Here is a 13,257-nt window from a genome sequence, read left to right as displayed (position 1 = left end):
TGGTTCAGGTGTTGATCTCGCGGCGTGAATCAACGCCGCTGATGGCGATCTTGCGCGGTTTCGCCTTCTCGGCGATCGGGATCCGCAGCGTCAGCACGCCGGCGTCGTACGTCGCTTCGATCCGCTCGGTGTCGAGGGTCTCGCCCAGGAACAGCTGCCGCGAGAACACCCCGAAGGACCGCTCGGCGACCTGCATCTCGACGTCGTCGGAGACGCGCGGTGGCCGGCGCTCCGCCTTGACGGTCAGCACGTTCCGCTCGACGTCGAGCTCGATCGCGTCCGGGGTCACGCCGGGAAGATCGAATGCGACGACGTACTGGTCGCCGGACCTGTACGCGTCCAGCGGCATGGAGCTCGGCCTCGACCAGGTGCCCTGGTGGGCGGAGCCGTTGAGGAGCTGCTGGGTCAGTTGGTCCAGCTCGCGGAAGGGGTCGGTGCGCATCAACATCGTCGTACACCTCCTGATGTCAGCTCTAGTGGTGTCAACACGCGCCACTGTTGTAGCATGTCATCGAATCGATGACAAGCCGGAGTGTCATCTAGTAGATGACGGATGGTGTGACGTGAGCTGGAGTGAGCAGCGGCAGGCCTTGATCGACGGCATCAAGCTCCTCGAGACGTCCGATCGTCTCGACGACGCGGACGCGCCGGAGTTGCTGGCGGCCCTGGAGGCGCTGGCCCGGCTGCGCGGCAGCCTCGACCAGTGGGAGCCGATGCTCATCGACGCGGCGCGGGCAAGCGGCCTGACGTGGGCGCAGCTCGCGCCGGCGCTCGGGGTCGGCAGCCGGCAGGCCGCCGAGCGACGGTATCTACGGCTCAAGCCGCAGGCCGTCGAGCACGCTGGTACGACCCGCGAACACCGCGTCGACGCGGCGCGCAATCAGCGCTCCGGTGAGCGGGCCGTTGCCGACTGGGCTCGTGTCAACGCTGCCAGACTTCGTCAGCTTGCCGGCCAGCTCACGGCCCTGTCCGCTGACGCCGCGAGGTCCGTCTCCGCCGACGCGCGTACCGCGATCGATCGGGTGCGGGACGTTCTCGGCAGTGACGATGCCGCGCGGCTGGTCGAGCCCCTGTCGGACGCGGCCCGGTCGCTTCGGGCCAGCCACCCGGATCTGGCCGACCAGATCCGCACGCTGACCCGGACCACCGACGAGATCCGCGACGCCGACCTCGCCCGCCGGACGCTGCCAGAAGGTGAGGCGTGATTCAGCGGGGGAGTTTGCGGGTGTCGACGAGTTTCTGGGCGACGTCGCGCAGTTTGGTGTTCGTGTCCTGGGAGTAGCGCTTGAGGATGGCGAAGGCCCGGTCGCCGTCGACGTCGAAGCGTTCCATCAGGATGCCCATCGCCTGCCCGACCAGCTTTCGGGCATCCACGGCGGCAGCCATGGTTGCTTCCTCGCGCGCGGTGCCGACGGCGACCGACGCGTGCCTGGCCAGGATGTGCGCGATTGCTTCGTCGTCGGCGGAGAAGCCGTCCGGGTAGCGGCTGTACAGGCCGAGCACGCCGACGGTCCGGCCGAGCATCAGCGGTACGTCGAGGACGCTGCGTACTCCGAGGCTGCCGACCAGGAGCGACCACTCGGGCCAACGCTCGTCGCAGGCGGTGTCCCGGACGAGGATCGGCGTCCGCTCCTGCATGGCGGCCATCAGCGGGCCGTCCTGGCTGCCCAGCTGGAACTTGTAGATCTCGGCGACCACCGGGTCCGTGACCGCGGGAATCTCCGGCTGGCCGCCTCTGGTGTAGAGCGCGACGCCGGCGTGGCTGCAGTCCAGCGCCTGCAAGGCGAACTGGACCACCGCGTCGATCGTCTCCTCCACACCGGCAGCGTCATGCATCTCCACGGCCAGTTCCGCGAAGCGATCAGCTCGCACCGCGGTGCCACGATCGAGGAGCGCCTCGTCGTGGGCGCCCGGCTGTTCGGCATGATCCACGCCACCATGATGCCCCGCACCCGCTGAGAAAACGCGCGCAAAAATCGCACTACTGTTCGTGATCGAATCGCCACCCGAACGGGATGAGTCGGCGGCGTACTCACGCCTACCGAACCGTAACTGGCTGAGTCCGCCGGGTTCGTTTGGGTACATGCTCGGCATGAGATTGTGGGCTGGTTGCGTCGTTTTGGGCATGGTCGTGGTTGCGGCCACGTCGTGTGGCTCGCGGCTGCCTGCTGCTTCGGCCGGTGCAGCGGAGCGGTTCTACCACGCGATCGAGCTTCACGACGGTGCTGCGGCGTGCGAGTTGCTGGCGCCGCAGACTGTGCACGAGGTCGAGCAGTCGGAGCAGGCCAAGTGCGCCTCGGCGATCCTCGACGAAGACATCCCGGCCGGTGGCGCCGTGGTCGAAGCACGGCAGTACGGCACGGAGGCCCAGGCGCGGACGGGGCGGGACACTGCTTTTCTCGCCGAGTTCGACGACGGCTGGAAGGTCGTGGCAGCCGCGTGTACCGAGCAGGGGCAGTTGCCGTACGACTGCAAGGTCAAGGGGTGAATGGCGGGTGCGCGCGATCTTTGTCGTCTATCTGGCCGTCATCGTGATCGGTCTGGCGTACTTCCTCAGCTTGGGGCTGATCCAGCGATGAGTCGGGTACGGCGTTTCCTGCGCGGCAACTCGCTCAGTCTCGTCTTCGGCGGGCTGTTCCTTGCCGCGCTGGTCGGTCAGGCGTTCGCCGGTCTGGCGGAGTACAACAATCAGCAGATCACCGACGGCCTGGCGACGGTGACCTTCGGCCGGTACGTCACGTCGGCCGACTTCGCCGTGGACGTTACCGAGAACTGGCAGAGCGAGTATCTGCAGTTCTTGCTCTACATCGTGTTGACCGTGTGGCTGGTGCAACGCGGTTCACCGGAGTCCAAGCCGCTGGACAAGGCGGGGCGGGAGTCCGACGAGGAGCAGAAGGTCGGCGCCCATGCCGGCCCTGACTCGCCGCGTTGGGCGCGCGTGGGTGGTTGGCGGACCAAGGTGTTCTCGTCGTCGCTGGGTCTGGTGATGGGGTCGGTGTTCCTGGCCTGTTGGCTGGTGCAGTCGGTCGCGGGCTGGTCGACGTTCAACGAGGACCAGTTGAGGCAGCTCCAGGATCCGGTGTCGTGGCTGTCCTATGCCGGCTCGGCCGACTTCTGGAGCCGAAGCCTGCAGAACTGGCAGTCGGAGTTCCTCGCGGTCGGATCGATGGCCGTGCTGAGCATCTACCTACGCGAGCGCGGCTCGCCCGAGAGCAAGCCGGTAGGCACGCCACACAACTCGACCGGCGTCGAAGGCTGATCGAGCTTGTTCCAGGCGGTCCCTGCGCTGCTGGTCTGAACGCTGGGACCTGGGAACCACCGGTCTCTCGAGGGACCGGTACTCCTTACAGTGTGCGGTGCCCCGGCTCTCAGCTGTTACACATCTTCGGTGGTTCTCGGATCGAGCCAATCAAGCGTCGGGGAATGACTGTGTGTGACTGTGGGTACCGGATGAGTGACAGCTCTATCGGGTCCTGGAGGCAACATGAGTATCGGGGCAGGGATCTTCTTGATCGTCGTCGGCGCGATTCTTGCCTTCGGCATCAAGGATCGGAGCGGGGCAGTCGATCTGTCCGTGGTCGGCGTGATCATCATGCTGGCCGGCGCGGCCGGGATCTGGCTCTCCTACAACATCACCAGGAAACGCCAGCAGGCGGTGGAGACGCAGGCTGTGGATCCCGCCGTCGAGGAGGAGTACCGCACGATTCAGGGCAATCCTGGCGTGCAGGCACCTGCCGACCCGCAGCACCGCACGGACAACTCGGAGCCGGACTCCGCGGTCGTCCGCAACATCGAGCTGGACCCGGCCGCGAGCGGGCTGCGGCCGCGCCTCGCCAATCGCAGGGCCCGGGCGGCGAACCGATTACGAGGAAGGCGTTGACGCAACGAAGTCCTGTTATCGGCGGCGGCCTCTTGTGATGTGTTCGGGGGCGGCGGTGTCCAGGGGGACGCTTTCGGCTGGGATGACGCCGAGTTGTGTGGTCTGGCGGGGAAGTACGGCGTCGTACAGCCACTCGGTCGCGGTGCGGATGCGGTTGCCCGGCATGGACAGCAGGTGGTAGCCGCGGGTGACTGCCTTCGCCGGTAGGCCGGCGAGCGGGACGTGGAGGGGATTGGCTGCCGCCTGCGTGCCGCCTAGGTCGACGACGAAGCCGAGGTCGTGGTGCTTGTAAGGCCGCAGTTCACCGGTCCCGAAGCTGGCCGCCACGTTGTCCGCAGCCTGCTTGCCCTGGCGCTCTGCGTGCTGCGCGGTCATCGGCGTGACCTCGCCGGGACGCGTCAGGTCTGGTACGGCGGCCGCATCACCGCAGGCGAAGACCTCGGGGTGTCCCGGCACCTGCAGGTACTCGTCGACAACGAGCCGGCCCTTGTCGGTCTTCAGCCCGAGTCCGTCGACCACGGGGTCCGGTCGTACGCCGACGCACCAGATCAGCGAGCGCGTCGGTACGAAGGAGTCGTCAGTGAGGCGCACGCCGGACTCCGCAGCCTCCTCGACCGAAACACCCATCCGTACGTCGACGCCGCGCTCACGCAGTACCGCGTCCGCCGTACGGGACAGCCGCTCGTCCAGCTCGGGGAGGACGCGGTCGGCGACGTCGAGGAGCATCCAGCGCATGCGTTGCTCGCTCAGCCGTGGGTGACGCTTCTGGAGCAGCGCGGTGTAAAGGACGCCGTGTGCGGCGACCTCCGTGCCGGTGTAGCCGGCGCCGACGACCACGAAGGTGCACAGTGCGTCGCGTTCGGCCTGGTCGTCGGTGGCGTCCGCCAGTTCGATCTGCTGCGTGAGGTGATCGCGGAGGAAGACCGCCTCGGGAATGCCGCGGAACCCGTGCGCGTACTCGGCGACGCCCGGGATGGGCAGCAGTTTGTTCACACTGCCGGCGGCGATGACGAGCCGGTCGTACCCGAGCTCACCCGGCGCGCCGGTCGGATCGGCGTACCGCACGGTCTTGCTCTCGAGGTCGAGCCCGTCGACCTCGCCGAGCACCAGCCGCACGCCTGGCAGCTCCTCGGCGAGCGATACGGTCACGTGCCGCGGCTCGAGGATGCCGCTGGCGACCTCGGGCAGGAGAGGTACGTAGAGGAAGTAGTCGGTCGGATTCACGACCACCACCTCGGCCCGCCCTCTCGCCACCCGGCTGAGCCGCCGCGCGGCGTGGAACCCGGCAAACCCGGCCCCGACGATGACAACCCTCGGCTTAACCATGCGCCCCCTGTACCAGCCCACCCACTTCGCAAACCGCACCCCAGCCCGCAACGCCACGCTGACGGCGGGGTTCGTGAACATCGCTCGAGTCTGGATGGATACAAGTCCGGGCGGTGGGCACCGAGAAGACTTGTCCAGTTTCAGGAGGCAGGGAGATATGAGCACGATCACGCAGTCGATCGATGTCGATGTGCCGGTGACGACGGCGTACAACCAGTGGACGCAGTTCGAGTCCTTCCCGCAGTTCATGGAAGGTGTGGAAGAGATTCGCCAGTTGGACGCGACGCACAACCACTGGGTGGTGAAGGTCGGCGGTGCGACACGGGAGTTCGACGCCACGGTGACCGAGCAGCACCCGGACGAACGGGTTGCCTGGAAGTCCGACTCGGGGCCCAACCATGCCGGTGTCGTCACGTTTCACAAACTGTCCGACAGCACCAGCCGGGTGACCGCTCAGATGGACATCGACCCCGAGGGTTTCCTGGAGAAGGTCGGTGACAAGTTCGGCGTGGTGGAGGGCCGGGTGAAGGGCGATCTCCAGCGGTTCAAGGAGTTCATCGAGAGCCGCGGTACCGAGACCGGCACCTGGCGCGGGGACGTACCCCGGTAGTCCCGGCTACAGGAAGGTGCGCAGGGCCCGGATCAGGTCGTGGGGGTTGCGTTCGGCGATGTGGTGGGTGCTCTTGATGCCGTAGCCGTCGACCTCGCGGCACCAAGGCCGCCACACATCGACGACGTCGCCGTAGATCTGTTCCATGTCGTCGTCGGTCGACCACAGAGCCAGGGTGGGACATTCGATCCGGCGGCCGGCGGCTCGGTCGAGTTCGTCGTTGTGGCGGTCGATGGTCAGGCCGGCTCGGTAGTCCTCGAGCATCGCGTGCACGGTCGCCGGGTTGCGGATCGCGGCCAGGAAGTCAGCGTGGTTCTCCGGTCCGAGAGCCTGGGGCGAGTTCTTGGTCCAGGCGTCGTACCAGGTGTCGGGATCGGCGCAGATCACGCGCTCGGCGGGCTTCTCCTGCTGGGCGAAGAACCACCAATGCCACCAGGCGGCCGCGAACTCGGCGCCGCAGCGCTCCAGCGCCTCGACGACCGGGACGCTGTCCATCACGACGAGCTTGCTGACGCGGTCGGGGTGGTCGAGTGCGGTGCGATAGGCGACGTACGAGCCGCGGTCGTGACCGGTGACGGCGAACTGTTCGTGGCCGAGCGCGTCCATCAGGCCGACGATGTCGCGTGCCATCGCGCGCTTGGAGTACGGCGTGTGGTCGGCGTCGGTGACGGGTTTGCCGGATTGCCCGTAGCCGCGCAGGTCCGGGCACACCACGGTGAACCCCGCCGCTGCCAGCTCCGGCGCGACGGCGTACCAGGTCGTGTGCGTCCGCGGATGCCCATGAAGCAGTACGACGGCCGGCCCCCGCCCGCCGTACCGAACCCGGATCCGCTGCCCGTCGATCTCCAACTGCTCCAGCACGAAGTCCTCGAACACCCCCGGCCAGTACCCACCCCGAACCACCCGGCGGACCACCCGTTCCCATCGAGTGTCCGCGGCGTTTCGTGGCCCATGGACAGGGGAACTCAGGACCGATGAAGGCGCTGACGTGGCAGGGGAAGCGGAAGATCGAGTACGGCGAGGTGCCGGATCCGCGGATCGAGGAGCCTACCGATGCCATCGTGCGGGTCACCTCGTCGGGGATCTGTGGGTCCGACCTGCATCTGTACGAGGTGATGGGCCCCTTCCTGGATGCCGGTGACGTGCTCGGGCACGAGGTGATCGGCGTCGTGGAGGAGACGGGGTCCGAGGTAGGAGGGTTGCACGCGGGGGATCGCGTCGTCGTACCGTTCCAGATCGCTTGCGGGTCGTGCTTCATGTGCGATCAAGGACTGCAGACGCAGTGCGAGACGACACAGGTCCGCGAGCAAGGGATGGGCGCGGCGCTGTTCGGCTACACCAAGCTCTACGGGCAGGTGCCGGGCGGCCAGGCGGAGTACCTGCGGGTGCCCCAGGCGCAGTACGGCCCGATCAAGGTGCCGGACGGGCCGCCCGACGACCGGTTCGTCTACCTCTCCGATGTGCTCCCGACCGCCTGGCAGGCAGTCGAGTACGCCGGGATCCCGGACGGCGGCACGGTCGTCGTGCTCGGTCTCGGCCCGATCGGCGACATGGCCTGCCGGATCGCGAAGCACCGCGGTCATCGGGTGATCGGCGTCGACCTCGTCCCGGCGCGACTCGAACGGGCCCAGGGCAACGGAATCGAGACGGTCGAGTACGCCGCCGACGTCGCCGACACGATCCGCGACCGGACCGCCGGTCGCGGATCGGACTCGGTGATCGACGCGGTCGGGATGGAGGCCCACGGCTCGCCGGTCGCGCGGATCACGCAGCAGGTCGCCGGTCTGCTTCCGGACACGGTCCAGCGCACGTTCATGCAGAAGGCTGGGGTCGATCGCCTCGCGGCGTTGTTGCTTGCCGTGGACACCGTTCGCCGCGGCGGCACGATCTCGCTGGTAGGTGTGTACGGCGGAGCAGCGGATCCGTTGCCGATGCTGACGATGTTCGACAAGCAGGTCCAGCTCCGCATGGGGCAGGCGAACGTCCGCCGGTGGAGCGGCCAGATCCTCCCGCTCCTCACCGACGACGATCCGTTGGGGGTCGACGGTTTCGCGACCCACCACGTGCCGCTGGCAGACGGCCCCGCGGCGTACCAGATGTTCCAGCAGAAGGCCGACGGCGCAGTCAAGATTCTGCTCACCCCGTGAAACCGGGGCAGGTGGGTACCGGTCGGTCATGGCTGATCGTGTGCAGGATGTTTGGGGGCCGCGGACGCCGCACGGGCGAGACACGGAATGGCCCGTGCGGGTCGATCAAGAACTCGCGGTGGCCGAGGACGAGGTGGACCGCTGGGTGCAGTCGGCGTGCGTGCTGTGCAGCAACGGCTGTGGCTGCGACATCGCGGTCAAGGACGGGCGGATGGTCGGCGTACGCGGACGAGCAGGAGACCGCATCAACCACGGCCGCCTCGGTCCGAAGGGGCTGTACGCGTCCTGGCAGTGGAGCGATCAGGACCGTTTGACTCGACCGCTGGTTCGCCACAACAGCGCGCTGATCGAGACGAGCTGGGACGCCGCGATGGACCGGATCGTTGCCGAGTCGAAGCGCCGTCAACCGCTGCAGCACGGCTTCTACACCAGTGGTCAGCTCTTCCTCGAGGAGTACTACACGCTCGCCGTGATCGGGAAGGCCGGTCTCGGTACGCCGCACATGGACGGCAACACCCGGCTGTGTACGGCGACGGCGGCCGCGTCCCTCAAGGAGACATTCGGCTCGGACGGTCAGCCGGGGAGCTACGACGACATCGAGGCCTGTGACGCGATCTTCCTGTTCGGCCACAACATGGCCGCGACGCAGACCGTGCTCTGGTCCCGCGTCCTCGACCGGATCGAGGGCCCTGACACGCCCGCGATCGTTGCCGTCGACCCGCGGATGACGCCGGTCGCCGAGACCGCGCTACGCACCGGTGGAGTGCACCTCCGCCCACTCCCGGGGACGAACCAGGCGCTGATGAACGGCCTGGTCCACGAGCTCATCGCTCACGACTGGATCGATCGTGCCTGGGTCGATCAACACACCCTCGGGTACGACGACCTCGCGCAGACCGTCGAGCCGTACACCCCGGAGAAGGTCGCCGAGATCTGCGACGTACCCGCCGGTGATCTGCGCCGGGCGGCCGAGATCTTCGGCACCAGCGATCGAGTCCTGTCCACTGTCCTGCAGGGCTTCTACCAGTCGCATCAGGCGACGGCCGCCTCGTGCCAGGTCAACAACCTGCACCTGCTGCGCGGCCTGATCGGCAAGCCGGGCTGCGGCGTACTGCAGATGAACGGTCAGCCGACCGCCGAGAACACCCGGGAGTGCGGCGCGGACGGCGACCTGCCCGGCTTCCGGAACTGGGCGAACCCCGACCACATCGACGAGCTTGCCCAGCTGTGGAACGTCGACCGGCAGGTGATCCCGCACTGGGCGCCGCCGACGCACGCGATGCAGCTGTGGCGGTACGTCGAGCAGGGCTCGATCGACTTCCTGTGGATCTCTGCCACCAATCCGGCCGTGTCGTTGCCCGAGCTCGGCCGGATCCGCAAGATCCTCGACAAGGAGGACCTGTTCCTCGTCGTCCAGGACGGCTTCCTGACCGAGACAGCGGCGTACGCCGACGTGGTCCTGCCGGCCGCGCTGTGGGGCGAGAAGCAGGGCACGTTCACCAACGCCAGCCGGACCGTGCATCTGTCCGAGCAGGCCGTCCGACCGCCAGGAGAAGCCAGGAGCGACCTGGAGATCTTCCTCGACTACGCGGACCGGATGGACTTCCGCGACAGCGACGGTCGTCGTCTGATCAGCTGGAGGACGCCGGAGGACGCGTTCGACGCGTGGAAGGAGTGCAGCCGCGGGCGGCCCTGCGACTACTCCGGTCTGACGTACGACGCCCTTCGCGGAGACAGCGGGATCCCGTGGCCGTGTACGCCGGATCAGCCCGAGGGCACCGATCGCCTGTACGCGGATGCGGTGTTCCCGACCGATCCGGCGGTCTGCGAGGACTATGGGCACGACCTGATCACCGGTGGCGCGACGACGCCCGAGAAGTACAAGGCCCAGCAGCCGGCGGGACGAGCGTTCCTGAAGGCGGTCGACTTCACGCCGCCGCCGGAGACGACCTCGGCGGATTTCCCGCTGATCGGGACGACCGGGCGGTCGCCGTACCACTTCCACACGCGGACGAAGACAGGCCGATCGCCGAGGCTGCGCCGTGCCGAGCCGCGGATGTGGGTCGAGCTCTCCGAGGAAGACGCCGGCGAGCTGCGGGTGAAGGCGGGCGAGACGGTGGTGGTCGAGTCGGCTCGCGGCCGCGTCGAGGCCGAATGCCGGGTCGGTACGCCGCGTTCTGGAGTCGTGTTCCTGCCCTTCCACTTCGGCTACTGGGACAACGCGGACGGACCGCCGACCGCGGCGAACGAAGTGACGATCACGGAGTGGGACCCGGTGTCGAAGCAGCCGCTTTTCAAGGTGGCCGCGGTGCGCGTACGGAAGGTGGAGCGCTGATGCACGTGTCGACGTACCTCGGACTGCTGCGGCACGCGGAAGGCGCGTTGGCCGACGCGTTCGACCAGATCGGGGAGGGGCACGGGGACGAGCCGGACATCGTGCAACTGTGCGAGCTGCTCGCGGGCAAGTCACGTGCGCACGTGGAGCGGTTGCAAGGGGCTGCCCACCGCTATGGCGAAGACGCGGACAACGAACCGGAGCGCTTGAAGGCCGCGGAGTTCGGCGGTGCGCGCTCGGGCGGGGTCGGTCTGCTGCGCGATCTCCAGGACCTGTACGCACTCGCGTCCTTCGTCGACGTCACCTGGACCGTGATCGCCCAAGCCGCCCAGGGCCTCCGGGACCCCGACCTACTCGAAGCCGCGACCGCCTGCCAAACCGAGACCAGCCAGCAACTCACCTGGCTCAACACCCGCATCAAACAGGCTGCACCTCAGGCCCTGATCGCTGCGAGCTGAAAGTCAGTCGGGCTGCGTGCGGCGGTGGTGGAAGGCGATGCTGAGCAGGAAGGCGAACAGGATCTGGGTGCCGGTCTGGGCGAGCCGCAGTTCCTGCAGCAGTTCGTCCCAGTGGCGGTCGAGTCGTTCGCCGGAGTCTTCTTCCTCGCGGTTGTACATCGTCGTCGCCTAGGGGAGCGGTCGGCCGCCGGTGGCGCCGATACGTTCGCCGGTGATGTAGGTCGAGTCGTCGGAGGCGAGGAAGACGTAGACCGGCGCGAGTTCGGCCGGCTGTCCGGCGCGACCGAGCGGGGTGTCGGCCCCGAACTCGCCGACCTTCTCCGCGGGCATCGTGGCCGGGATCAACGGTGTCCAGATCGGGCCAGGGGCCACGGCGTTCACCCTGATCCCCTTGGGACCGAGCTCTTGGGCGAGACCTTTGGTGAAGTTGAGGATCGCCGCCTTGCTGGTGGCGTAGTCGAGCAGATTGGGCGACGGTTCGTACGCTTGGATCGAGGTCGTGTTGATGATCGACGAGCCGGGCGTGAGGTGCGGGAGAGCGGCCTTGGACAGCCAGAACATCGCGTAGACGTTGGTCTTGAGCACGCGGTCGAACTGCTCGGTGGTGATGTCCGCGATGCTGTCCTGCGACATCTGGTACGCGGCGTTGTTGACCAAGATGTCCAGCCCGCCGAACTCCTCGACGCAGTGGTCGACGAGCTGCCGGCAATGCTGCTCGTCCTGGATGTCACCGGCCAGGGAGGCTGCCTTGCGGCCGGAGTCCCGGACCAGGCGGCAGGTCTCCCGGGCATCGGTCTCTTCGGACTCGAGGTGCGAGATCATCACGTCGGCGCCTTCCCGGGCGAACGCGAGCGCCACCGCACGCCCGATCCCGGAGTCGCCACCGGTGATGAGCGCCCGCTTGTCCGTCAGCTTCCCGGTGCCGCGGTACGACGCTTCGCCGTAGTCCGGCTCCGGATCCATGGCGCCGCTGTGCCCCGGGTGCTCCTGGTTCTGCGGCTCCTGCTCATCAGGCCCGGCGTACCGGGTCCTCGGATCGCTGCTCATCCTCGTCCTCTCGCTCGTCCTCTGCCCTGCGGTACCCGCCCGCCAACAGCCGACACTCCTCAGGCAACCGTGCTCGGCCGCGCCCTAGGATGCGGCGAGACGAAGTGCCGGCGCCTGGAGTGGCGCCTCGGCCGGATGAGGAGACATGACTGACGGAGACCTGACGAGGATCGCGGCCGAGATCGCGGAGCGCATCGGCAGTACGGCGCTCGCGCAGGGGCTGAGTGTTGCCGTTGCGGAGTCCTTGACCAGCGGGGCGATCGCCTCTCGGCTCGGCGCCGCGGCGGATTCGAGTGTGTGGTTCGCCGGCGGGGTTGTCGCGTATGCGTCCGAAACGAAGTTCCGCGTCCTGAGCGTCGATCCCGGACCAGTCGTGAACGCGCGCTGCGCCGTACAGATGGCCAAAGGCTGCGCTGACCTGCTCGGCGCAGACGTCGCCGTCGCAGTGACGGGAGTGGGCGGACCGGATCCCGAGGAGGGGCACCCACCCGGGACCGTTTATGTCGCGCTCAGCTCGTCGGACGGTGAGATCGTCGACCAGCACAAGTTCGACGGCGACCCGTCCGAGGTCGTCGCCCTGGCCACCCTGACCACCCTGCAAACGCTCCTAACTTCCCTCACCAAGCGCTGACACCCCGCTACCCCGCCGAATCTCCTCGCGGGGATTGTCGGATCCGGAACGTAGTGTTCGGCGTGTCTGCGGTGTGCCCATGGCGCACGAATCCGTCGTACTCGACTCGGGAGGTGTTGTGAAGCTTCTTCTCACGTCCGGCGGCATCACGAACGAGAGCATCCGCGATGCGCTGGTCGATCTGTTGGGCAAGCCGATCTCCGAGTCCGCTGCGCTCTGCATCCCCACGGCACAGTGGGGTCACCCGATGCTTGGGCCCGCCTCGGTGCGGAGGTCCATCGCAGGCGAGCCTCCGTTCCACATGCTGACCAGTCTGGGCTGGGCGTCCTTGGGCGTCCTGGAGCTCACCGCGCTGCCCAGCATCGGCGAGGAGCGGTGGCTGCCGTGGGTCCGAGACGCCGACGTACTGCTGGTGGACGGCGGCGACGCGACGTACCTGTGTCACTGGATGCGGGAGTCAGGGCTGTCGGACGTCATCTCGTCGCTGCCCGAGACGGTCTGGGTAGGGCTCAGTGCCGGCAGCATGGTGATGACGCCCCGGATCGGTAAGGACTTCGTCAACTGGCCTGCTGCGCCGGACGACCGCATGCTCGGGGTCGTCGACTTCTCGATCTACCCGCACCTGGACCACGAGCAGATGCCGCAGAACACCATGGCCGATGCGGAGAGATGGGCCGCCGACATCGCAGCCCCGGCCTACGCCATCGACGACCAGACCGCCATCAAGGTGACCGACGGCACCGTCGAAGTCATCTCCGAAGGACACTGGAAGGCCTTCCCCGCATAGCCACTGACTGCTATCGGCTGGACCATCCCGGCGTGC

The 13,257-nt window shown here is 67.7% G+C and carries 16 protein-coding genes; 10 read left to right on the top strand and 6 right to left on the bottom strand.

The genetic code is table 11. The features are described from left to right. Window positions 1-4 precede the first annotated feature (4 nt). Window positions 5-448: an Hsp20/alpha crystallin family protein gene (locus ACIA58_RS28735; RefSeq protein WP_396406912.1), complete on the bottom strand. Its 444-nt coding sequence runs from the start codon at window positions 446-448 to the stop codon at window positions 5-7. Between the two features lie 115 nt (window positions 449-563). On the opposite strand from ACIA58_RS28735, the gene ACIA58_RS28730 reads away from it, so the two are divergent. Next, window positions 564-1,205, top strand: coding sequence for a hypothetical protein (locus ACIA58_RS28730; protein WP_396406911.1), 642 nt, complete (start codon window positions 564-566; stop codon window positions 1,203-1,205). 1 nt (window position 1,206) lies between these two features. Here the strand turns inward: ACIA58_RS28730 and ACIA58_RS28725 are convergent, their stop codons facing one another. After that, window positions 1,207-1,932 carry a GAF and ANTAR domain-containing protein gene (locus ACIA58_RS28725; protein ID WP_396406910.1) on the bottom strand — a complete coding sequence of 242 codons (726 nt, stop codon included), beginning with the start codon at window positions 1,930-1,932 and terminating at the stop codon, window positions 1,207-1,209. 193 nt (window positions 1,933-2,125) lie between these two features. On the opposite strand from ACIA58_RS28725, the gene ACIA58_RS28720 reads away from it, so the two are divergent. From ACIA58_RS28720 to ACIA58_RS28710, 3 genes are all read left to right on the top strand, one after another. After that, entirely contained in the window at window positions 2,126-2,488 is a 363-nt protein-coding gene (locus ACIA58_RS28720) for a hypothetical protein (protein ID WP_396406909.1), read from the top strand. A gap of 87 nt (window positions 2,489-2,575) precedes the next feature. Then, window positions 2,576-3,259, top strand: coding sequence for a DUF6766 family protein (locus ACIA58_RS28715; RefSeq protein WP_396406908.1), 684 nt, complete (start codon window positions 2,576-2,578; stop codon window positions 3,257-3,259). 225 nt (window positions 3,260-3,484) lie between these two features. Beyond that, window positions 3,485-3,880 (top strand): DUF6458 family protein, encoded by a 396-nt coding sequence (locus ACIA58_RS28710; RefSeq protein ID WP_396406907.1) that lies wholly within the window; start codon window positions 3,485-3,487, stop codon window positions 3,878-3,880. Window positions 3,881-3,895: 15 nt separating this feature from the next. Here the strand turns inward: ACIA58_RS28710 and ACIA58_RS28705 are convergent, their stop codons facing one another. Continuing rightward, a complete protein-coding gene (locus ACIA58_RS28705; RefSeq protein ID WP_396406906.1) occupies window positions 3,896-5,206 on the bottom strand; it encodes an NAD(P)/FAD-dependent oxidoreductase in 1,311 nt (436 codons plus the stop codon). A gap of 157 nt (window positions 5,207-5,363) precedes the next feature. Between ACIA58_RS28705 and ACIA58_RS28700 the strand changes: the two genes are divergently transcribed. Then, window positions 5,364-5,816, top strand: coding sequence for an SRPBCC family protein (locus ACIA58_RS28700; RefSeq protein ID WP_396406905.1), 453 nt, complete (start codon window positions 5,364-5,366; stop codon window positions 5,814-5,816). A 6-nt stretch (window positions 5,817-5,822) separates the two neighbouring features. On the opposite strand, the gene ACIA58_RS28695 is transcribed toward ACIA58_RS28700, so the two are convergent. Continuing rightward, window positions 5,823-6,719, bottom strand: a complete 897-nt coding sequence (locus ACIA58_RS28695; protein ID WP_396406904.1) for an alpha/beta fold hydrolase — start codon at window positions 6,717-6,719, stop codon at window positions 5,823-5,825. A 71-nt stretch (window positions 6,720-6,790) separates the two neighbouring features. Between ACIA58_RS28695 and ACIA58_RS28690 the strand changes: the two genes are divergently transcribed. The 3 genes from ACIA58_RS28690 (at window position 6,791) to ACIA58_RS28680 (ending at window position 10,756) form a co-directional block, all read left to right on the top strand. Further along, window positions 6,791-7,963: an alcohol dehydrogenase catalytic domain-containing protein gene (locus ACIA58_RS28690; protein ID WP_396406903.1), complete on the top strand. Its 1,173-nt coding sequence runs from the start codon at window positions 6,791-6,793 to the stop codon at window positions 7,961-7,963. A gap of 94 nt (window positions 7,964-8,057) precedes the next feature. Then, complete coding sequence (locus tag ACIA58_RS28685) at window positions 8,058-10,298, top strand: molybdopterin oxidoreductase family protein (RefSeq protein WP_396406902.1); 2,241 nt, start codon at window positions 8,058-8,060, stop codon at window positions 10,296-10,298. After that, window positions 10,298-10,756 (top strand): hypothetical protein, encoded by a 459-nt coding sequence (locus ACIA58_RS28680; RefSeq protein WP_396406901.1) that lies wholly within the window; start codon window positions 10,298-10,300, stop codon window positions 10,754-10,756. The genes ACIA58_RS28685 and ACIA58_RS28680 overlap by 1 nt, the downstream gene beginning before the upstream one ends. Window positions 10,757-10,759: 3 nt before the next feature. Here ACIA58_RS28680 and ACIA58_RS28675 read toward each other — a convergent pair whose 3' ends face one another. Both ACIA58_RS28675 and ACIA58_RS28670 read right to left on the bottom strand, forming a co-directional pair. Beyond that, window positions 10,760-10,915, bottom strand: coding sequence for a DUF6328 family protein (locus tag ACIA58_RS28675; RefSeq protein ID WP_396406900.1), 156 nt, complete (start codon window positions 10,913-10,915; stop codon window positions 10,760-10,762). A gap of 9 nt (window positions 10,916-10,924) precedes the next feature. Continuing rightward, a complete protein-coding gene (locus ACIA58_RS28670; RefSeq protein WP_396406899.1) occupies window positions 10,925-11,803 on the bottom strand; it encodes an SDR family oxidoreductase in 879 nt (292 codons plus the stop codon). Between the two features lie 145 nt (window positions 11,804-11,948). Here ACIA58_RS28670 and ACIA58_RS28665 point away from each other — a divergent pair, with 145 nt between their 5' ends. Next, entirely contained in the window at window positions 11,949-12,434 is a 486-nt protein-coding gene (locus ACIA58_RS28665) for a CinA family protein (protein ID WP_396406898.1), read from the top strand. A gap of 118 nt (window positions 12,435-12,552) precedes the next feature. After that, window positions 12,553-13,221 carry a Type 1 glutamine amidotransferase-like domain-containing protein gene (locus ACIA58_RS28660; RefSeq protein ID WP_396406897.1) on the top strand — a complete coding sequence of 223 codons (669 nt, stop codon included), beginning with the start codon at window positions 12,553-12,555 and terminating at the stop codon, window positions 13,219-13,221. Window positions 13,222-13,257: the final 36 nt, after the last annotated feature.

It is taken from the genome of Kribbella sp. NPDC051586 (assembly GCF_044453965.1).
In the GTDB taxonomy this organism is placed as follows: Bacteria; Actinomycetota; Actinomycetes; order Propionibacteriales; family Kribbellaceae; genus Kribbella.
This window is presented reverse-complemented; position numbering and strand designations above follow the sequence as displayed.

Excerpts from the sequence above, each read along its gene's own strand:
- ACIA58_RS28715 (WP_396406908.1), top strand. The coding sequence starts at position 2,576 with ATGAGTCGGGTACGGCGTTTCCTGCGCGGCAACTCGCTCAGTCTCGTC.
- ACIA58_RS28710 (WP_396406907.1), top strand. The coding sequence starts at position 3,485 with ATGAGTATCGGGGCAGGGATCTTCTTGATCGTCGTCGGCGCGATTCTT.
- ACIA58_RS28670 (WP_396406899.1), bottom strand. The coding sequence starts at position 11,803 with ATGAGCAGCGATCCGAGGACCCGGTACGCCGGGCCTGATGAGCAGGAG.
- ACIA58_RS28705 (WP_396406906.1), bottom strand. The coding sequence starts at position 5,206 with ATGGTTAAGCCGAGGGTTGTCATCGTCGGGGCCGGGTTTGCCGGGTTC.
- ACIA58_RS28665 (WP_396406898.1), top strand. The coding sequence starts at position 11,949 with ATGACTGACGGAGACCTGACGAGGATCGCGGCCGAGATCGCGGAGCGC.
- ACIA58_RS28720 (WP_396406909.1), top strand. The coding sequence starts at position 2,126 with ATGGTCGTGGTTGCGGCCACGTCGTGTGGCTCGCGGCTGCCTGCTGCT.
- ACIA58_RS28690 (WP_396406903.1), top strand. The coding sequence starts at position 6,791 with ATGAAGGCGCTGACGTGGCAGGGGAAGCGGAAGATCGAGTACGGCGAG.
- ACIA58_RS28675 (WP_396406900.1), bottom strand. The coding sequence starts at position 10,915 with ATGTACAACCGCGAGGAAGAAGACTCCGGCGAACGACTCGACCGCCAC.
- ACIA58_RS28680 (WP_396406901.1), top strand. The coding sequence starts at position 10,298 with ATGCACGTGTCGACGTACCTCGGACTGCTGCGGCACGCGGAAGGCGCG.
- ACIA58_RS28735 (WP_396406912.1), bottom strand. The coding sequence starts at position 448 with ATGTTGATGCGCACCGACCCCTTCCGCGAGCTGGACCAACTGACCCAG.
- ACIA58_RS28700 (WP_396406905.1), top strand. The coding sequence starts at position 5,364 with ATGAGCACGATCACGCAGTCGATCGATGTCGATGTGCCGGTGACGACG.